Below are 20,169 nucleotides of genomic sequence, written 5' to 3'. Positions count from 1 at the left end.
TATTGACGACGCGCCGCCCGCCCCGCTTTTTCCCGCAACCATTTGACTGCAAACGCCGCACGCACCTTGTTGCGGTGGGCGCGATTGCCTGTATCGCCTTGACGGCCTGCGCCTCGGGCTCTGGGCCCTTTGCCAAACACTCAAGCCCATATGCGCCAACCGCCTTGAAGCGTGGCGAAGAAGCTGTGGATGGCCTGACCGTTGGTCACCGATTGACCGCTGCGGGCGAACACGAACTGGCTTTGAAGGCCTATCTGCGTGCGGCCAGCGAACAGGGGATCACTGTCGATGTCCTGTCCGCCATCGGGTCGACCAACCTGCAACTTGGCCGTTTGGGTCAAGCCGAACGCATCCTCAGGAAGGCCACGGAAATGGACGGAAGTTTCGTTCCGGCATGGAACAATCTGGGTGTCGTGCTGATGGAAACCGGCCAAATCGCCGAAGCGGCCCGTGTCTTTCAGATCGCATTTGGACTGGATCGTGGCCAATCTGCCCAAATTCGCGACAATTTGCGCTTGGCGCTCGCAAAAACGGAAAATCCGGATTATGATCAGACGCATAATGATGCATTCGCGCTGGTTCGGCGGGGGACGGGGGACTACCTGCTTCTGTCGCAAATCTAAGCGAAGACACGAGCAGTAAAAGGACGCAAAAATGCGCCACTCAATCTTTCTAACGCTCTGCCTTGGCAGCGCGATCGCCCTGTCAGCTTGCAACAAGCCGAAATCGGGCGGTGAAGAGGTCGAACGTGCCATCGCAGATGTGAACGTCATCGACGAAAGCAATCTTAACGACATCATGCTGACAGTGGGTGATCCGGACGAGGCGGTCGCCTATTTCAAACGCACGGCGGAAAGCCAGCCCAATCGCATCGACCTGAAACGCGGATTGGCGCAATCGCTGATCCGCGCCAAGCGTCCCGTCGAAGCCGTCCCGGTCTGGAAAGCCATCGTGGCCAGTTCCGAAGGCACCTCGGTCGATCGCGTCAGCCTTGCCGACGCATTGATCCGTGCCGGGGACTGGAAAGAGGCCGAAGCCGTTCTGGACAAGGTACCCCCCACCCACGAAACCTATCGTCGCTATCGGCTTGAAGCGATGATTGCGGACAGTAACAAAGAATGGAAAAAGGCCGACAGCTTTTATGAAACAGCGGTCGGACTGACAACCAATCCCGGCTCAGTTCTGAACAACTGGGGTTACTCCAAATTGACCCGCGCTGATTTCCAAGGCGCCGAGAAACTGTTCTCGCAAGCCTTGAGCTATGACAGCAAGATGTTCACAGCGAAGAACAACCTTGTGCTCGCCCGTGGCGCTCAGCGAAAATACGACCTTCCCGTGATCCCGATGACCCAGATTGAACGCGCCCAACTTTTGCATACTTTGGCCTTGTCGGCGATCAAGCAGGGCGATGTGACAACCGGCAAAGGCCTGTTGCAAGAAGCCATCGACACCCACCCGCAGCATTTCGAGGCCGCGACCCGCGCGCTGGAAGCGCTGGAAAACAACGTCTCAAACGGGTGATCGGGGTATGAGCACGGCCATGACAAGCTGGGCAGCGATGCTGTTTCTGCCCTTCGTGGTGCCGATTGCCTTGTGGGCAATCTGGTCAGACTTGTCCCGGATGAAAATCCCCAACAAGGCCGTTATGGCGCTGACCATCGTGTTTGCAGTGGTCGGCCTCTTTGCCTTTGAACTGGACGAATACTTGTGGCGCTGGGTTCATCTGGCCGTCGTGTTGGTGATTGGTTTCATAATGAACCTTGGTCGGATGTTAGGTGCGGGCGACGCCAAGTTCGCCGCCGCCATGGCGCCTCTGGTCGCGTTGCCGGATGCGTTTTTGTTTCTGACACTGCTTGCGGTGATGACTGTGGCCGGGTTCATCCTGCACCGGGTGGCGCGCAGCATTGATTCTGTTCGCGCGGCCACGCCCAATTGGGAAAGCTGGCAGCGGCGCGATTACCCCATGGGCCTAAGTCTTGGGACCACGCTGATCACTTATATCGTGCTGGCCGCGCTATCTGGCGGCTGAGGCATCCACCCTGTTCCAAAATAGAACCGTGACAAGTTATTCTGCGCCCGCGTCTGTTTGGTCGCGAGGCTTGACATGTTGAGGTTTCTTTCCCGGCAAACTGTAGAGCGTGTAGTAGGGCGTTCGCCGCACCTCTTCAACCTCGTCAATCCAGCTTTGCCCCGACACTTCATCAAGGATCTTCTTGCGCGTATCGGCAGAAAGCGGGCAGATCGGCACCAGTAGGTAATCGGCATTCTCAATCCCACTAAGGTCACCATAATACCAGGGTGCACCGCCTTTCAGCGGCGCAAGTTCGGCATACAACCAATAGCTGGACAGAAGGTCTGCGGAAAACAGCGAGACATCGCCCCCGGACCAGTCTGCAATATCCTGCGACACTGCCCGAAACCAAACGACCATGCCCAGTTCAAGCGAACAATAGTCCAGGTCATGCCCCTTGAAGGTGACTTTGGTGTCTTCACGTGCCTCGTCATCATACATCCCGGCAAACAATGTCTCTGGCCCGTCCAAGGCACGACGCACATCCACGCGAGACGCGCGGGGTGCATAGGTCTGCAGATCCTCGTTCACGCCACTGCCAGGCATCAGGGGGGCGTATTTTTCAACATCAGTTGCAAAGTGGCGAAACGGGCTGGCCGTAAGGTTCATGAAACTGGGTGTGGCGAACGCGAATGCTGCCACAGCGGTATAGGTGATCGCCTTTTGCAAGTCCCAGCCGAAACCGTTGAACACTGGCCCGGCAGGGCGAAGGGCAATCAAAAGTAGCCCCAGAAGCCACAGCCATTGCGGGTCATTCCCAAAATTCTGGAACGTCACATAGAAAAAGCCGGGCAACAGTAATAGGAGCACCAGCCCTTCGGTCATCCTTCCGGCTTGGCGTAGAAAAATCACCGCCATAAGCGCGATCAGCGATCCTCCGAGATACGCAGGCGCGCTGACCACATAGCTGAAGGATTGCCCCGGCTGCGGTCGCACGTCCGACGCCGCAACATTCAGAAGATCGCGCAAATAAGCCAGCCAAATGACAGGCGTGCCGACCCAGAGAGTGACAAGAGCCGCTGTCAAAAGGCCCGTCAGTAATGCCCAGACCACTGTGCGCCCTGCCCCGCGTGCAAACAGACCCACAAGAACCGGGATGAAAAAGGCAACGAAGTAGGTGATCTTGATCATCGCCATGGCCGCAACCGCCAGCCCAATCACAGCCCCGTCCATGCGTTGCGAAGGGGGCTCGTGCCCCGGCAGGATCGCCGTGGTGATCGCCAAAAACGCCAATGCCCAAGCCCAGCGATTGTAGTGCATCGAAATCGAGACGCTGTCATTCGCCTCTCCGTACACCAGAGCGGTGGCGAAAATCAGGATGGTCGCGGCGAAAAGATACGCCCAGCCGCCGTCAAACCGCGACCGTGCCACCCACCATGTAGGCAGAAAAAGCACTGCAGCCACAAGCAGTTGCCCAGCGTGTATCGCCTGCCCTACGCCCATCCCGGCCTCAAGAAACGCCGCGATGGGTGCGAAGGCCAGCACACCGATTGGGGTGACGAAATCCAAATGTGGCCAGTCCCCCTGCCCCATGCGCAGAAGCATTTGCAGAAGATGCAGCGTGTCGCCTTCGTGCTTCGAAATGAACAAACCGCCCTTGGACAGCAAAACAAAGGCATACAGCCCCATAAGGCCCGCCATGAAGGCTGCCAAAAACTTGCCTTTATTTGTGCTCATACCTGCCCTCATTCTTTTGTAGCTAAAATAGCGTCAATAGTGCGTATCGCAAAGCTTTGTAATTGTTTGGCCAATTTATTGACTTGTAAGATGAAACCGCAACATAAGATCGGGCATGACGATGAATGTACATAGCACGGACATGATGGCGCCACCGGTGGCGATGACCCTGTCCGAAACAGGGCTGTCCTTGGTGATGATGCGGGATATCCTGCTGAAAACCATGTTTCGCACCAATCTGGAACTGATCTCGGATCTTGAGCGGGCATTGTGCCTGCCAGCCCGCGTGGTTCAGGAACTGGTGGACATGTGCCGTGACGGCGGATTGGTCGAGGCGATGGGCACACTTCACGCCGGCTCCAAGTCTTCCGAGATGGGATTTCGTCTGTCCGATACCGGCAAGGCGCGCGCGCTGGATGCGCTGTCGCAGTCGGAGTATTTCGGCGCCATGCCAGTGCCGATGTCGGTCTATGCCAAGCAGGTAAAACGCCAGTCGATCCGCAACATCCACATGTCGCGCGAGCAGTTAACCGGCGCGATGGGGCATCTGATCCTGCCGCCTGACCTGCTGGACCAATTGGGGCCAGCGGTCGGCTCGGGCCGGTCGATCCTGATGTATGGCCCTCCGGGCAACGGGAAATCCTCGATCTCAAACGGGATTCGCGATGCATTGGGTGACAAGATTTTCGTCCCGCGCGCAATCGAATACTCGGGGCAGGTGATCACTGTCTATGACCCGATCGTCCACACGCTGGCCGAGGATGAGGAAGGTGACCCCAACGCGCTGCGCCGGGTGTCCAAGAAATACGACCGCCGCTATGTGCTGTGCGAACGGCCCACAGTGATTACGGGTGGTGAACTGACGCTCGACATGCTGGATCTGGTCTATAACCCTACCGCGCGGACCTATACCGCGTCGCTGCAGTTGAAATCCACCGGCGGCGTGTTCATCGTCGACGACCTTGGCCGTCAGGCCGATCCGCCCCAGGCGCTGATCAACCGTTGGATCGTGCCACTGGAAGAAAGCAAGGATATTTTGGCACTGCAATCGGGCGAAAAGTTCGAAGTGCCGTTTGACACGTTGGTCATCTTCTCGACCAACTTCCACCCGAACAAGATCTTCGATAAGGCAGCCCTGCGCCGGATTTTCTATAAGATCAAGATTGACGGGCCGGATCAGGAAGGGTTCCTGAAAATCTTTGCCATGGTCGCGAAGAAAAAGGGCATGCCGCTGTCGCAGGACGCGTTGGTGCATTTGCTGAAAACCAAATACCCGACCATCGACAATATCTATGCGAACTATCAACCGGTGTTCCTGATCGACCAAATGCTGTCGATCTGTGATTTCGAGGGGATCCCCCCTCAAATGACACCGGAACTGATCGACCGGGCATGGGAAAACATGTTCGTGAAAGAAGAGGAGATCGTGCACTAACGCGATCAAGAAGAGCAGCAAAGGGCGATCCGACGTGCACCTCGGGCCGCCCTTTTTTATGCTCAACGCATTTGCGGCATGTTCACGGCGCGACGGTTTGCCTATCTTGCCCGTATGATCACCCTGCCCCCACATTTCGAAGACTGGTTTCACAAACGTGGCTGGTCGCCGCATCCGCATCAGCTCGGGATGCTGGAACATGCCGACGACCCGGCCTTGATGCTGATCGCGCCTACCGGAGGCGGCAAAACACTCGCTGGGTTTCTGCCGACGCTGGTCGATCTGGGGGCCATGCCGCCGCCGGGTCTGCACACGCTCTATATCTCGCCCCTGAAGGCACTAGCCGCCGACATGCGGCGCAACCTGACTGCGCCTATTGACGAGATGGGGCTGGCAATCCGGGTCGAAGACCGGTCCGGCGACACCACCCAGACCCGCAAGAAGGCCCAACGCGCCGACCCGCCGCATATCCTCTTGACCACGCCGGAAAGCCTTGCGCTGTTGCTCAGCTATCCGGATGCGGCGCGGATGTTTGCGGGCCTGCAGCGCGTCGTCGTGGATGAATTACATGCGCTGGCCGAAAGCAAGCGCGGCGATCAATTGATGCTGTGCCTGTCGCGGTTGCAAGCGCTCTGCCCTGCCCTCAAGCGCGTCGGGCTGTCGGCCACGGTCGAAGACCCGCCCGTGCTGGCCCGGTTCCTGGCCCCGCACCCGACCCCCTGCGACATCATCGAAGCCGACCCCGGTCCCGATCCCGACATCGCCATGCTGACAACCGACACCCCACCGCCATGGTCAGGTGGCGGAGGGCGCTATGCCATTCGCGCGGTGCTGGACGAAGTGGCAAAACACAAGACCACGCTGATCTTCCACAACACGCGCGCGCAGGCAGAAATCTTCTTTCACGAGTTATGGATGGCCAATGACGCCGCCTTGCCCATCGGCATCCATCACGGCTCGCTAGCACTGGAGCAACGCAAGAAGGTCGAGGCGGCGATGGTTGCGGGCCAATTGCGCGCCGTGGTCTGCACCGGGTCGCTGGACCTTGGGCTTGACTGGGGCGATGTCGATCTGGTCATTCAGGTCGGCGCGCCAAAGAACGTCAAACGGCTGGTCCAGCGGATCGGGCGGGCCAATCACCGCTATAATGCGCCGTCAAAAGCGCTGATCCTGCCCGCAAACCGATGGGAGGTCATCGAATGTCACGCCGCGATCGAGGCCGTTTTGGCACATGACCTTGACGGCGACCCGCGTGGCCCCGGTCCGCGTGACGTGTTGTGCCAGCACATCCTGATCACCGCATGTTCGGCCCCTTTTGATGCAGCGGCCCTGTTTGCCGAAGTGACAACCGCAGGCCCCTATGCTGTCCTGACCCGCGCCGATTTCGACGCCTGCCTCGATTTCGTGGCGACCGGAGGCTATGCCCTGCGCGCCTATGACCGCTGGCAGCGGTTGATGCAGCGCCCCGACGGGTTGTGGCAATTGCGCGATCCGCGTCTGGCCCAACAAGTGCGGATGAATGTTGGCACGATCATCGACACCGACACGCTGAAAGTGCGGATGAAGGGGCGGTCGCGTGTGTCGGTCGGCAAGCCCCTAGGCGAAGTCGAAGAAAGTTTCGCCGCCTCGCTTGTGCCCGGCGACACGTTCCTGATGGGGGGCAAGATCGTGCGGTTTGAAACCCTGCGCGAGATGGAGGTGCAGGTCAGCCACGACCGGGGCCGTAAGCCGAAGCTCGCGGTCTTTTCCGGCACCAAGTTCTCCACCTCGACGCAACTGTCCACCCGCATCCTTGATCTGCTTCACCGCACGCCCCTGCCCGACTTGCCACGCCACACGCTCGACTGGATCGAGCTGCAGCGCGAGGTCAGCCAACTGCCCCGCGTCGGTCGCATCCTTGTCGAAAGCTTCGATCACGAGGATCGGCCGCACACCTGCATCTATGGCTTTGCCGGCAAGAACGCACAGCAAACGCTGGGCCTGATGGTCACTCGCCGGATGGAGGATATGGGGCTTGGCCCGCTAGGCTTCGTCGCCACAGATTACGCCACGCTGATCTGGTCGGTTGCTCATCTGGACAATCCGGCTCAGGCTCTGGATGCCCATGGGCTGCGCGATGGGCTGGACGGATGGCTGGCGGAAAACGCCCTGATGAAACGCAGTTTCAAGGGGGCGGCCACCATCGCTGGGCTGATCACCCGAAACTTGCCGGGCAAGCGATCTTCGGGGCGGCAGGCAACGTTTTCGGCGGACATCCTCTATGACACGCTGCGCAAATACGACCCTGACCACCTGCTTCTGTCGATCACCCGCATTGAGGCGATGCGCGGGCTGATCGGCTTTGGTCGGATTGACGAGATGTTGGCGCGCACCGGCGGGCTGATCGACCACGTCCATCCGGGCCGTGTGACGCCCTTCGCCGCCCCCCTGTTCCTTGAGGTCGGCAAGGTGCCGGTCGAGGGCGCGGGACAAGAGGCGTTGATGCGCGCCGAGGCAGATCGCCTTATGATAGAGGCCGGGCTTGTCTAGCCATGAAATCGCAGTAAAACCTTGCAATAGCGCCGAAAATCGACTTGGAAGAATGTATGAAGGGGTACGAGTTTATTTTCACGGGGGTGAAGCTGACCTTGCTGTCGTCCGGCGCGTTGTGGTGGTCGGACCAGAAATTATTGTGCGTCTCTGACTTGCATCTTGGCAAGTCTGAACGCATGGCCCGCGAGGGCGGCGCGATCCTACCTCCCTATGAAACGCGTGACACCCTGCACAAGCTGGAACGCGATATCGAGACAACAGGCGCACGCACCATTGTCTGTCTCGGCGACAGTTTCGATGATCTTGAAGCCTCTGGAAACCTGCCGGAGGACGAAGCTCTGTGGCTGACCCGTCTAATGGCAGGTCGCCGTTGGGTCTGGATCGAAGGCAACCACGATCCCGGCCCAATTGAATTCGCCGGCACCCATCTGGCCGAGCTTCTGCAACCGCCGATCCACTTCCGCCACATCGCGCGCGTGGGCGCGTCGGGCGAGATCACCGGACATTTCCACCCCAAAGCTCAGCTGCATTTCAAAGGCCGCTCGGTCAGTCGGCGCTGCCTGTTGTTCGATGGGGATCGGGTGATCATGCCGTCCTATGGCACCTATACCGGCGGGCTGCGTTCGGATCATTCCGTTCTGACCCGATTGATGCGTCCCGAGGCAATTGCTGTTCTGCTAAGCGATCCACCACAGCCAATCCCGATGCCGCGCTGACCCCATTGTGACGTGGCGTTTTCGTTGCGTGTCCAGCCAGTATGCTACCCTTTCACAACGAAAGGGCGCCACATGACCGAACTCTCCCCCACCACCATCGCCAAAGTCCGGCAAAGCTTTGCCGCTCAGAACCTGATGACAATGATCGGGGCCGAGATGACAGATCTGGCGCATGGGACTTGCCAGATCACCGCGCCGATCCCGGACAATATGCGTCAGCAACACGGGTTCGGCCACGCCGCGCTGACCTTCGGGTTGGGTGATACCGCTGCGGGTTATGCCGCGCTTTCGGTCATGCCAGTGGGTCACGAAGTCCTGACCTCCGAGATCAAGATCAACCTGCTGGCCCCCGCCTCGGGCGACCGGTTGGTGGCCGAAGGGCGCGTGTTGCGCATTGGCCGCCGTCTGATCCCGGTTGAAGCAGATGTCTGGGCCGAACAAGACGGCGAACGGACCCTGATCGCCAAGCTGTTGGGCACCATGGTCCCGGTTCCGATCCGACCTGCCGCAACGTGACGGTTGGCCTTCGCGACGCAACCCCGCACACTCGCCCAACCCATTGAAGGAGAGCCCTATGTCAGACCGCGTTCGCATCACCGAAGACAATCAGGTCGCCACCGTCACGTTGACCCGCGCGGACAAGCGCAATGCGCTGGATCTTGAAATGATCCGCGCAATCGTGGGCGCAGGCGAAGCACTGGCCGTGCGCAAGGATATCCGTGCCGTGGTATTGGCGGGAGACGGGCCTGCCTTCTCGGCCGGGCTTGATCTGGCCGCGATGCCCGAGATCGCACAGTTCGCCATGCAAGGCGGTGTTTTTCTTGAGCGCACACACGGCAATTCGAACCTATTTCAGGCCGCCGCGATGGTTTGGGCCGAGATGCCACAGCCGGTCATCGCCGCCGTGCATGGCTATGCTTTTGGTGGCGCGTTCCAGATCATGTTGGGAGCGGATATGCGCGTCACCGCGCCAGACACCCGCTTTTCGATCATGGAGGGCCGGTGGGGTATAATCCCCGACATGGGCGGTATGGTCCTGATGCGGCGGCTGGCGCGGGGGGATGTGATCCGCAAACTGACTTACTCCGCCGAGCAATTCGAGGCACAACAGGCGCTGGACTGGGGGTTCGTCACCGAACTGTCAGACACGCCACTGGATCGTGCGCAGGCACTTGCTACCGAGATCGCGCAGAAATCCCCCGACGCCATCCGTGCGGCCAAGGCCTTGATCCGCGACACGGAACTGATGGGGGTGAAAGACACGTTGATCGCCGAAAGTCGTGTACAAGAGACGCTGATGGGTAAACCCAATCAGATGGAAGCCGTGGTGGCCGGGATGCAAAAACGTGCGCCCAAATTCACCGATTAATGCAGATCACTTGCCACCGGGCATTTATTGCACCGCGAGAAGCGGCTTTTGATTGCTGACATGACGGCGCACCAGCGTTTTCATGTGTTTGCCCTTGGGCGGACAGAACCGCGCCATCCGTGGCACGTAATCAGCCGCTGCAAGTTCGGGAAACAGGGTCATGATCTCGTCATAGGCCGCATCACCCACGCTTTTCAAAGCTTCTTTGCCAGTAAACAAGCTTTCGGTGGGTGCCCCTTCTGACAACACGATCTCGTGGCTATCAAACAGCATGTGAAAATAGGTCACGGGCGCATCCACCGTATCGACAAATATGCCGGGGATCTCGATCAACTTGTGGGCCGGGATCAATGCCTCTTCGCCACCAAACATCCGTTTCGCAATGGGTGAGCGCACCAGCACGCGATGTTGCGGCGACACGCACAGATCGCGCAGGGGCAGGTTTGCCCCCAATGAGCCTGCGGTGATACGGATCGGCGTCAGTTTGGGTTTCTTCAATAGCTCACGCAGGCTTAATTCTCGCTTGCCGATCCAACGGATTTTCTGTGCGCCATTGTCCAGCGTCGAAACCAGATCGCCGACGCTAAGTGTTTCAATCTTACGCGGACCTTTTGGCGTATCGATCAACGTACCTATGCCAAAGCAAGGAACCACGGTGCTAACAGGAATTGATGGGCCATTATCCGTGACAGCAACAACCGTGAGTCTGGTGTTGAGCGGTGGGATGTCACCATTCAGAAAAGCGATGAAATATCCTTGTTCAGCGCCTGGCCACTGCATCGAGCCATTGCCGTTCGCATCCCAATCCATAACGCCGACTTCATAGACGTTTGACCCGTCCGTCACCTGAATGGTGTAGTCCCAGAAGAAGACCTCGCCATTGTATGTCTGGCTTGAATCGTTAGGAGATTCATTGGTGACATTATCGCCCGCAATGATTGTGCCATCAGCACCATCAGAAATGGAGATTTTGCTATAGGAACTGATACGGAACCGCGACCCAATCGTGGCATAGGTCGCCGTATTGTTCGACATCGTCGTATCGGAGCGAAAGGCCCCGTATATTGAAATAGACATGCTCTACCTGCGGCGTTCTAATGACGCCCTATTCTCGTGATGCGTTGACCACGATTGACTGCTCAATTGCTCGCGACTTTTGGCGTCGCGTTAACGCTGAAAAGGTTAACAGAATATTAACGAGCGAGAATCAGAAATTATTTGTCCTCAATAGCTGATTGCAGTTCTGCAACAGTCCTGTTCACGAATGAAAAAAGGGCGTGTAAAGCCCCGCCCTTTCAGTGTCCTGGAGTTCGCTTATTCTAGGCGGTCAGGCCTTCCGGCTCGACCAACCCGTTGGCGCGGCAACAAGCCGTCAGCGTGTTAGCCAACAGGCAGGCAATCGTCATCGGGCCAACACCACCGGGCACCGGTGTGATGGCGCCTGCGACTTTGGCTGCGCTTTCAAAGTGAACGTCACCGACAAGACGCGTTTTGCCTTCCCCCTTCTCGGGCGCGTCAATGCGGTTGATGCCCACGTCAATCACGGTCGCGCCCTGTTTGATCCAGTCACCCGGCACCATTTCAGCACGTCCAACCGCGGCCACCACGATATCGGCGCGGCGCACGACGTCGGGCAAGTCTTTTGTGCGGCTGTGCGCTATGGTCACCGTGCAGCTGTCGCCCAGCAAAAGCTGCGCCATCGGCTTGCCCACGATGTTCGAGCGTCCGATCACCACGGCGTCCAACCCGGACAGCGACCCGTGATGGTCGCGCAACATCATCAGACACCCCAGCGGCGTGCAAGGCACCATAGATTTCTGCCCTGTCCCCAACAAACCGACATTCGAGATATGAAACCCGTCAACGTCCTTCGCAGGGTCAATCGAGTTGATCACAAGGTCTTCATTCAGATGACCGGGCAAAGGCAGTTGCACAAGGATTCCATGCACTTGCGGATCGTTGTTCAGCTTGTTGATCAAAACCAGCAAGTCCTTTTCCGACGTGTCGGCGTTCAACTTGTGCTCATAGCTGTTCATGCCGACTTCGACGGTTTGCTTGCCTTTTGAGCGAACATAAACCTGACTGGCGGGGTCTTCACCCACCAGAACAACGGCCAGACCGGGGGTGATCCCGTTTTCGTCTTTGATACGCGCCACATGGGCAGCGACCTTCTCGCGCACGGTTGCGGCAAATGCCTTGCCGTCAATGATCTGAGCTGTCATCGCCCTCTCCTTCTTATGGTGTAAGTGGCATTGAGCCGAGCGGTATCAGAACAGGTTGGGGCGCGGCAACACAGAAGCCTTGTGCCGCGCCGCAATCCTGATCAGAACAGACCTTCAATCTCGCCATCGGCGTTCAAGCCGATGGTCAAAGCGGCGGGCTGTCGTGGCAGGCCCGGCATGGTCATGATCTCGCCGCATACGACGACGACAAAGCCCGCACCTGCAGACAGTCGTACCTCGCGAACGGGCACCGAATGGCCTGTAGGCGCACCACGCAGGTTTGGATCGGTCGAAAAGCTGTATTGCGTTTTCGCCATACAGACCGGCAAGTTGCCATACCCGGCGTCTTCCCAGTCGCGCAACTGCTGGCGGATTTTCTTGTCGGCCAGCACCTCATCCGCGCGATATATCCGCTTGGCGATGGTTTCGATCTTTTCGAACAGGGGCATCTCGTCGGGATAGATTGGCGCAAAGCTGGCGACATCGGCATCCGCCACTTCGGCCACGCGGCGGGCCAGTTCTTCAGACCCTTCCGAGCCAAGCTCCCAATGGCGCGACACGATGGCTTCTGAACCGTGTTCGCCGACATAATCCTTGACCGCCTGCACCTCTGCATCCGTGTCTGTGACAAAGTGGTTGATCGCGACAACAACCGGCACGCCGAAAGATTTTAGGTTCTCGATGTGACGGCCAAGGTTCGGGCACCCGGCTGCAACCGCCGAGACATTCTCTTCACCCAGATCAGCCTTGGCGACCCCGCCGTTCATCTTCATTGCCCGCACTGTCGCCACCAGCACCACCACGCTGGGCGCAATCCCTGCCTTGCGGCACTTGATGTTCATGAATTTCTCGGCGCCCAGATCAGCCCCAAAGCCAGCCTCGGTCACTACATAATCCGTCAGTTTCATGGCGGTTTTTGTCGCAATGACCGAGTTGCAACCATGCGCGATATTGGCAAATGGGCCGCCATGAACAAAAGCCGGGTTGTTTTCCAACGTCTGCACAAGATTTGGCTGCATCGCGTCTTTGAGCAACACGGTCATCGCGCCGTCGGCACCAATGTCACGGCAGTAGATCGGCGTGCGCTCGCGGGTATAGGCCACGATAATATCGCCCAGACGTTTTTGAAGATCTTGCAGATTGTTAGACAGGCACAGGATCGCCATAACTTCCGAAGCAACCGTGATGTCATACCCGGTCTGACGCGGGAAGCCGTTCGAGACACCGCCCAAAGAACAGACGATGTCGCGCAATGCGCGGTCGTTCATATCAACCACACGGCGCCAGGCTACACGACGCTCGTCAATTGCCAATTCGTTGCCCCAATAGATATGGTTGTCGATCATCGCTGACAGAAGCGAGTGCGCCGAGGTGATGGCGTGAAAATCACCAGTGAAGTGAAGGTTCATCTCTTCCATCGGCACGACCTGAGCGTATCCACCACCCGCAGCCCCACCCTTCATCCCGAAGTTTGGCCCAAGCGAGGCTTCGCGAATACAGACCATCGCATTTTTGCCAATCCGGTTCAGGCCATCGCCCAGACCAACGGTGGTGGTTGTCTTGCCTTCACCGGCGGGCGTCGGGTTGATCGCTGTCACAAGGATCAGCTTGCCATCATCGTTGGACTGAACCGAGTTGATGAACTCTTGACTGATCTTTGCCTTGTCGTGGCCGAAGGGCAGAAGGTGCTCGGTCGGAATTCCCAGTTTATCACCGATTTCCTGAATCGGACGTTTTTTGGCTTCGCGGGCAATTTCGATGTCGGATTTATAGCTCATGGCAGATCCTTCAGATTCGTGCGCTTTTTTTCAGGTCAGATCGCAGCCCTGTTGACGCTGCGTCGCTTTTCTTCCCGATACTTATCTGTCCTGACACCACTTGATAGGGTGGAATCCGACATGTTTGCCGTGGAATTCGTCGAAATCCCGTTCGCCGATTTCTATCCGGAAGGCTGACGAGCCAAGAGAACCTTTCTCTGGTCAGTGGTTAGCTGTCAGGTTGCCACGCACGTTGGAACGGGATGTGAAGACGCAATGTGTCACCAATGCGCAAATCGCCCTCACGCTCGACCCAAGCTGTGACGCCACGGCGATCGGCGGCCGCAGCTTTAAACGCCCGCCCCTTTCCCGGCAAATGACGCTCGATCTCCTGCCCTGGAAAATTGCAGGGTCGGTTTTCCATGTCTATCGTTAACGAAGTGCCGTTTGCCGCAATCAGACGCGACGACGGTGGGATATGGGTGAAGTCCGGCAAGCCTGACAAAATAATGGACGCGCCCAACCATTCGGGATTCAAATCATCCAAATCCATATCCTGCGCGATCAACGCGACCTCTTCTGCGGAAAGGATCGACAATTGGCGGACGTTCCGAATGTCCGAACCGACCGGATACTGCTCTCGCATTCGGGCGCAAGAATTGCGAGTCAAACCTGATCGCGCCTCGCCCGTCACACCGGCATAGGTTAGTTGGACCATATCACAGGCAACCGATGCCAACGTCGCATCACGGTCGGCAGTCTTCCCCAGCCACGTGATCTGACCGTGATAATCGCTTGGGACAAGTGCAGGCATGAAGACCTCCTGTTATTTACGGCAATGTGGCTTAGAGTTGCGGCAAGCTCAAGGTGCCATGTTTAAGAACATGCGTTAGCCCACTCTGACCAGCGATCCAAACCTGTGTTGCCCGGACACGCCCAAAAGCCGGTTGACGAAAAAAGAAGTGCACAGTCATTTTTAGTCTTGCATCGAATCTTTTTTCGGGACATTTGCGCGACATAGACGCCAACGCACGCGCCTCTGGCCGGAAGCATCTACGCCCACGTGTTTACGTAGCGACGGTAACGTCTCCCTTGGAACTGAGCGGTCTTCGACGATTTTTTTCGTAATGGCCGGGTCTTATGGAGATGACCATGATGCATTTCGTTGGCGCAGGTGCGCCTTCCCCTATTGCTGTCCCTACTCGTCTTGACGCTTTCGTCGCCAGCCAGCAATTTGATAGACCCACATTGGTCATGGATCTTAACCGGGTTGACCAACAGTTCAACGCGCTGCAATCCGGTCTGGGTCACGCCCGGATTCACTATGCGGTGAAAGCAAACCCGGCACGCCCGATCATTGCCCGCCTGGCCCGGCTAGGCAGCCATTTCGACGCCGCCTCGAAGGGTGAAATCTCGCTGTGCCTTGAAGAAGGCGCGCGCCCTCAGGATATCTCGTATGGGAACACGATCAAACGGGCGTCGGACATCGCATGGGCGCATCAACAAGGGATCACCTTGTTCGCAGCGGACGCGGAAGAAGAGCTGGAAAAGATCGCCGAGAATGCGCCAGGCGCATCAGTTTACATCCGTTTGATCGTCGAAGCCTCGCAAGCCGACTGGCCGCTGACGCGCAAGTTTGGTTGCGATCGCAACATGGCCATCGCACTATTGGGGCGCGCGAAAGAGCTGGGGCTGACTCCGGTCGGTTTCTCGTTCCATGTCGGTTCACAAACCCGCCAGGCAAAAATGTGGGCGCCTACGCTGAACGTGATGGCCGAGATCTGGCGCTCGGCCAAGGCGGCCGGCCACGACCTGTCTGTGCTGAACATCGGCGGTGGGTTCCCAGCTTTTTATGGCGAAGCTATTGACGCGCCCGAGATCTATGCCCGTCAAGTGATGGACCTTGTGACCGAACGCTTCGGCGACAAGGTGCAAGTGATGGCCGAGCCGGGTCGCGGCATGGTGGCCGAAGCCGGTGTCATCGTGGCCGAGGTCATGCTGGTCAGCCGCAAATCTGACCGTGACATGCACCGCTGGGTGTATCTGGACATTGGGCGCTTTTCGGGCCTAGCCGAAACCGAGGGCGAGGCGATCCGCTATCAGTTCGAAACCCCACGCGACGGCGACCCGATGGGACCGTGCGTCATGGCCGGGCCAAGCTGCGATAGCGCCGATGTGCTTTATGAAAAGCGCCCCGTTCACTTGCCGATGACCCTGAAGGCAGGCGACCGCGTGTTGATCCGCAACACCGGGGCCTATACTTCGACTTATTCCAGCGTGTGTTTCAACGGATTCCCGCCGCTGGATGTCGTGGTGATCTGAACCGCAGATCGCCAGTGAATAGGTGAGGAAAGTCTAGAACACGCTTCCGCCCCGATCTCCAAGTCGGGGCGGCAATTGCTAGTTAGCTGCGCCGCCAGCAACAAACAGCCAAACCGCAACGAGACCCAGCATCGTGGCGAATGCCCCGTTCAGATGGCGCGCATGATCGCGGTGTCTAAAGCGGGCCAATAGACCATCACCGACGACCGTCCAGAACAGGAACGCCACAAAGTTGTTCAGCGTGAAAATGGTCGTGATCCACAGTACGGCGGCTAGGTGGGGGATTGGAAACGCAGTCAGGAACTGGCTGAACATCAAGGCGATGATTACATAGGCTTTCGGGTTTAGAACCAACAGCAAGACACCATCCAGAACACCGATGACCCCCTTGTCTCGATCCGCCCCCGACAATCCGGCGCGAAGGAACGTCCACGCCAGCCACGCCACATAGACAGCCCCTGCCCACCGCAACACCTCAAACAAGGTTGGTGCCTTGGCGATCAACGCCGAGAACCCTAGCCCAAGGCCAAAAGTCACAAGCCACGTCGCGACGTGATAGCCGAAATTCGCAGGCAATGTGGTACGCAGACCAAACCGCGCACCCATTGTAGCAAAAACCATATTGCCCGGTCCCGGGCTGTAGGCCAGCGGTGCCAGAAACAAAATCAAAGCCAGTGTTGTCGAAAACATGATTGCGCCCTCCTATCCAGAAGGTGCGCATTTGCCGTGATCATATCGACCCGTTTCCTGCGCAAACCGTTAGCCACGAAAAAGCCCCCGAAGGCGTAATCCGTTCGGGGGCTTGGTCTGGGGTGAATTACGATCAGGCAGTGGGTTCTGGTTCCAGATCACCTTCGCCCGCAGGTTTGGCCCGAGGTTTGGTTTTCGGGATCGCCGTAACGGACGGCGCGTTGCCTTCGTCAGGCGTATCATCATCCTCGCTTTTCGTGGGCGGCTCGCCACGCATGACGCGCTGGATTTCCTCGCCGGTCAGAGTCTCGTATTCCAAAAGACCCTGGGCCAGATTTTCCCATTCATCTTTCTTTTCGGTCAGGATTTTGTACGCGGTTTCATAACCTTGCTGGATGAACCGTTTCACCTCTTCCTCGATCAACTCCTTGGTATGCGCTGAAACCGAGAAGCCCGCCGTATTGCCGGAGTAACCTTCTGCAGCTTCCGCATAGTCGATATTGCCGACCTTGTCCGACATGCCCCAGCGCATCACCATGGCGCGCGCCAATCCCGATGCCTGCTGGATGTCACCCGCCGGCCCGTTCGAGACATTCTCTTCGCCATATTTGATGATCTCGGCTGCCTTGCCTGCCATGGTCATGGCCAGCTTTTCTTCGCATTCCGACTTGTGCCAGTTCAACCGGTCAATCTCGGGCAGGGATACCACCATGCCCAGCGCACCACCGCGCGGAATGATCGTGGCCTTATAGACCGGGTCACACTGCGGCAGTGACATGCCAACCACTGCGTGACCGGCCTCGTGATAGGCGGTCTTTTCCTTTTGGTCGTCAGTCAGAACCATCGATCGACGTTCCGCCCCCATCATCACCTTGTCTTTCGCATTCTCGAAATCTTCCATGGTGACAAAACGGCGGCCCACACGTGCGGCCATCAATGCGGCTTCATTCACAAGGTTCGCCAGATCAGCACCCGAGAAACCCGGCGTGCCGCGCGCGATGATGCGCATATCGGCGTCAGGTCCCAGAGGCACTTTGCGTGCGTGAACACCCAGAATTTTCTCGCGGCCTTTGATGTCGGGATTCGGGACAGTCACCTGACGGTCAAACCGGCCCGGACGCAGAAGTGCCGGGTCAAGAACGTCACGACGGTTGGTGGCAGCAAGGATGATCACACCCTCGTTTGCTTCGAACCCGTCCATTTCGACCAATAACTGGTTCAATGTCTGTTCACGTTCGTCGTTGCCGCCGCCATAGCCTGCGCCACGCGACCGGCCCACAGCGTCAATCTCGTCAATAAAGACGATACAGGGCGCGTTTTTCTTAGCCTGCTCGAACATATCGCGCACACGGCTTGCACCGACGCCCACGAACATCTCGACGAAATCTGAACCGGAGATAGTGAAGAACGGCACACCAGCCTCGCCAGCAATGGCGCGCGCCAGCAAGGTCTTACCGGTGCCCGGAGGACCAACCAGCAATGCGCCTTTGGGGATCTGTCCACCCAAGCGGCTGAATTTCTGCGGGTTTCGCAGGAACTCGACAATCTCTTCCAGCTCTTCCTTGGCTTCGTCAATGCCCGCTACGTCGTCGAAGGTCACACGACCTTCACGCTCGGTCAGCATCTTGGCCTTGGACTTGCCAAAACCCATGGCACCGCCGCCCCCGCGACCTTGCATCCGGTTCATCATGAAGAACCAGAAGCCGATCAACAGGATCACAGGCAGAAGCAACGTCATAAGGCTCATGAAGCCAGATTGCTGTTGCGGTTCGGCCTTCAGTTCGACCCCCTTGTTCAACAGCATGTTCGACACTTCGGCGTCGCGCGGCACGATGGTCTGATACATCTTTCCATCGGCGGCTTGATAGATAACTTTTTCACCGTCGATGGTCGCGGTCTTGACCCCGTCCCCTTCGACAGAGGTCACAAATTCCGAATAGCTGACCTGCGATGCTGCCAGCCCTGCCTGCCCGTTCGAAAACAGGTTGAACAAGGCCAGGATCAACAGGAACAGAACGATCCAGAAGGCGAAATTTCTCGCGTTGCCCAAGGGTATCTCCTTTGAATGCCATGGCGACAGGGCGCAGGACCATCGGTCCGCACGCTGCCACTCTAAAATAGGGATGAATGCAGTATGTTCAATGCGATAAAATGGTTGATCGGAATTCTTCCGCGTCAGGGACGCGGATTAACAGAGAAATATCGCCGAAACCGGCCAATGGGGCGGCAACAAGCGTCTCGCCCGCCCATAGTGACGGCGTTGTCATAAGCGTCGAGCGTGATAGCCCCGTCGCCCGCCACGTTTTACAGAGCTGAATGCCATCGCCCAATGCCCTGACATGAAGCTTCGATCCAACAGATAGCTGGGGTGCATCCATGATCCACCGCTGGTCCCACGGTGCGCCGGGTGGGCATGAGAGCGTCTTGACCGCCCGCAATTCGCGCCCGATCACCAGCCGATCTGCCGTGAGTGAGACCAGACAGCCTTGCAAGGTGCGGGTCTGACCAGCCGTCACCTCGTCTTCCAATGCGCGCAATGCATTATAACGAGGGCGGTAAGCGGTAGAGGAAACATAGTTGATCGCATGGGCCAGCAAACGGTGGCGGGTTTCATCCGGCAAGCCTGTGAACTCAGGCATGGCAAACTGCACATCCCCGCCCTTCACATCAGCCAGCCGGCGGGCAGCATCATGGGCTAGCCATGCCAAAGCATCGCGGGCTTGCGACATGCGATGGGCAGTGGCCGTCAGCCGCGCGCGCGTCAATCCGATCTGGGGCAAGTCTTGCAAGGCGCGCCGCATTTTGACCCGATCATAGTTTGGGTCGTCGTTTGTCGGGTCGTCGATCCACGCCTGCCCACGCGTCGTCAGAACTTCTCGCAAGGCCTCGCGCGTGACCGGCAACAACGGCCGCATCCACTGCACGCCCCGGTCCGACCAATCGTCGCGCATGGCGGAAAGCCCATCGACCCCCGAACCACGCGCCAATCGCATCAGGAAGGTTTCCGCCTGATCATCGGCGGTATGGCCCAACAGAACCGCATCCAATTGTTCGTCCTTCGCCCAGTCCGCAAGCAAACCATAGCGCGCCCGTCGGGCGGCATCCTGCACATTGCCCGCGGGCTGTTCAGTCCAATTCAATGTCCGGTGCGGAAGGTTCAGAGCGGCGCATGTGGCCTGCACGAAACGGGCTTCTTCCGCTGCCTCAGTACGAAGACCGTGATCGACGGTCGCGGCTAGAAGCTCGGCCCCCTGCTCCGCGCACCAATCGTGTGCCAGCAAAAGCAACGCCATACTGTCCCCTCCGCCCGACACCGCCACACCCAAACGCAAAACGGGCCCGCCTGCGCGGACCCGGTTCAGGGCTTGGGTCATGTAC

General features: G+C 58.2%; 17 protein-coding genes. 9 read left to right on the top strand and 8 right to left on the bottom strand.

Features of this window, described 5'->3' with window-relative positions:
- Positions 1-2 precede the first annotated feature (2 nt).
- The 3 genes from MWU51_RS04325 to MWU51_RS04315 are packed head-to-tail and all read left to right on the top strand — an operon-like array spanning position 3 to position 2,029.
- Complete coding sequence (locus MWU51_RS04325; RefSeq protein ID WP_247035030.1) at positions 3-623, top strand: tetratricopeptide repeat protein; 621 nt, start codon at positions 3-5, stop codon at positions 621-623.
- 31 nt (positions 624-654) lie between these two features.
- Positions 655-1,521, top strand: a complete 867-nt coding sequence (locus MWU51_RS04320) for a tetratricopeptide repeat protein (RefSeq protein ID WP_247035021.1) — start codon at positions 655-657, stop codon at positions 1,519-1,521.
- Positions 1,522-1,540: 19 nt separating this feature from the next.
- On the top strand, positions 1,541-2,029 hold the full coding sequence (locus MWU51_RS04315; RefSeq protein WP_247035019.1) for a prepilin peptidase: 489 nt from the start codon (positions 1,541-1,543) through the stop codon (positions 2,027-2,029).
- Between the two features lie 36 nt (positions 2,030-2,065).
- On the opposite strand, the gene MWU51_RS04310 is transcribed toward MWU51_RS04315, so the two are convergent.
- Positions 2,066-3,748: a hypothetical protein gene (locus tag MWU51_RS04310; protein ID WP_247035016.1), complete on the bottom strand. Its 1,683-nt coding sequence runs from the start codon at positions 3,746-3,748 to the stop codon at positions 2,066-2,068.
- Between the two features lie 121 nt (positions 3,749-3,869).
- Here MWU51_RS04310 and MWU51_RS04305 point away from each other — a divergent pair, with 121 nt between their 5' ends.
- The 5 genes from MWU51_RS04305 (at position 3,870) to MWU51_RS04285 (ending at position 9,800) form a co-directional block, all read left to right on the top strand.
- Complete coding sequence (locus MWU51_RS04305) at positions 3,870-5,183, top strand: ATPase (protein WP_247038701.1); 1,314 nt, start codon at positions 3,870-3,872, stop codon at positions 5,181-5,183.
- Positions 5,184-5,297: 114 nt separating this feature from the next.
- Positions 5,298-7,712, top strand: a complete 2,415-nt coding sequence (locus MWU51_RS04300; protein ID WP_247038699.1) for a ligase-associated DNA damage response DEXH box helicase — start codon at positions 5,298-5,300, stop codon at positions 7,710-7,712.
- A gap of 56 nt (positions 7,713-7,768) precedes the next feature.
- Positions 7,769-8,431, top strand: coding sequence for a ligase-associated DNA damage response endonuclease PdeM (gene pdeM, locus MWU51_RS04295; protein WP_247035014.1), 663 nt, complete (start codon positions 7,769-7,771; stop codon positions 8,429-8,431).
- A gap of 72 nt (positions 8,432-8,503) precedes the next feature.
- Positions 8,504-8,947 carry a PaaI family thioesterase gene (locus MWU51_RS04290; protein WP_247035012.1) on the top strand — a complete coding sequence of 148 codons (444 nt, stop codon included), beginning with the start codon at positions 8,504-8,506 and terminating at the stop codon, positions 8,945-8,947.
- A gap of 58 nt (positions 8,948-9,005) precedes the next feature.
- Positions 9,006-9,800 (top strand): crotonase/enoyl-CoA hydratase family protein, encoded by a 795-nt coding sequence (locus MWU51_RS04285; RefSeq protein WP_247035010.1) that lies wholly within the window; start codon positions 9,006-9,008, stop codon positions 9,798-9,800.
- 24 nt (positions 9,801-9,824) lie between these two features.
- On the opposite strand, the gene MWU51_RS04280 is transcribed toward MWU51_RS04285, so the two are convergent.
- From MWU51_RS04280 to MWU51_RS04265, 4 genes are all read right to left on the bottom strand, one after another.
- A complete protein-coding gene (locus MWU51_RS04280) occupies positions 9,825-10,877 on the bottom strand; it encodes a Hint domain-containing protein (RefSeq protein WP_247035009.1) in 1,053 nt (350 codons plus the stop codon).
- A 242-nt stretch (positions 10,878-11,119) separates the two neighbouring features.
- Complete coding sequence (gene folD, locus MWU51_RS04275) at positions 11,120-12,022, bottom strand: bifunctional methylenetetrahydrofolate dehydrogenase/methenyltetrahydrofolate cyclohydrolase FolD (RefSeq protein WP_247035007.1); 903 nt, start codon at positions 12,020-12,022, stop codon at positions 11,120-11,122.
- Between the two features lie 101 nt (positions 12,023-12,123).
- Positions 12,124-13,800: a formate--tetrahydrofolate ligase gene (locus MWU51_RS04270; protein ID WP_247035005.1), complete on the bottom strand. Its 1,677-nt coding sequence runs from the start codon at positions 13,798-13,800 to the stop codon at positions 12,124-12,126.
- Between the two features lie 208 nt (positions 13,801-14,008).
- Positions 14,009-14,593 carry a sulfurase gene (locus MWU51_RS04265; RefSeq protein WP_247035003.1) on the bottom strand — a complete coding sequence of 195 codons (585 nt, stop codon included), beginning with the start codon at positions 14,591-14,593 and terminating at the stop codon, positions 14,009-14,011.
- 332 nt (positions 14,594-14,925) lie between these two features.
- On the opposite strand from MWU51_RS04265, the gene MWU51_RS04260 reads away from it, so the two are divergent.
- On the top strand, positions 14,926-16,101 hold the full coding sequence (locus tag MWU51_RS04260) for a type III PLP-dependent enzyme (protein ID WP_281502700.1): 1,176 nt from the start codon (positions 14,926-14,928) through the stop codon (positions 16,099-16,101).
- A gap of 78 nt (positions 16,102-16,179) precedes the next feature.
- Here the strand turns inward: MWU51_RS04260 and MWU51_RS04255 are convergent, their stop codons facing one another.
- The 3 genes from MWU51_RS04255 to tilS all read right to left on the bottom strand — a co-directional run bounded on the left by MWU51_RS04255 (position 16,180) and on the right by tilS (position 20,165).
- On the bottom strand, positions 16,180-16,791 hold the full coding sequence (locus tag MWU51_RS04255) for a LysE family translocator (protein ID WP_247035001.1): 612 nt from the start codon (positions 16,789-16,791) through the stop codon (positions 16,180-16,182).
- A 133-nt stretch (positions 16,792-16,924) separates the two neighbouring features.
- Positions 16,925-18,841 (bottom strand): ATP-dependent zinc metalloprotease FtsH, encoded by a 1,917-nt coding sequence (gene ftsH / locus MWU51_RS04250; protein ID WP_247034999.1) that lies wholly within the window; start codon positions 18,839-18,841, stop codon positions 16,925-16,927.
- An 88-nt stretch (positions 18,842-18,929) separates the two neighbouring features.
- Positions 18,930-20,165: a tRNA lysidine(34) synthetase TilS gene (gene tilS / locus MWU51_RS04245; protein WP_247034997.1), complete on the bottom strand. Its 1,236-nt coding sequence runs from the start codon at positions 20,163-20,165 to the stop codon at positions 18,930-18,932.
- Between the last annotated feature and the right edge of the window lie 4 nt (positions 20,166-20,169).

Source organism: Aliiroseovarius sp. F47248L (assembly GCF_023016085.1).
Lineage (GTDB): Bacteria > Pseudomonadota > Alphaproteobacteria > Rhodobacterales > Rhodobacteraceae > Aliiroseovarius.
This window is presented reverse-complemented; position numbering and strand designations above follow the sequence as displayed.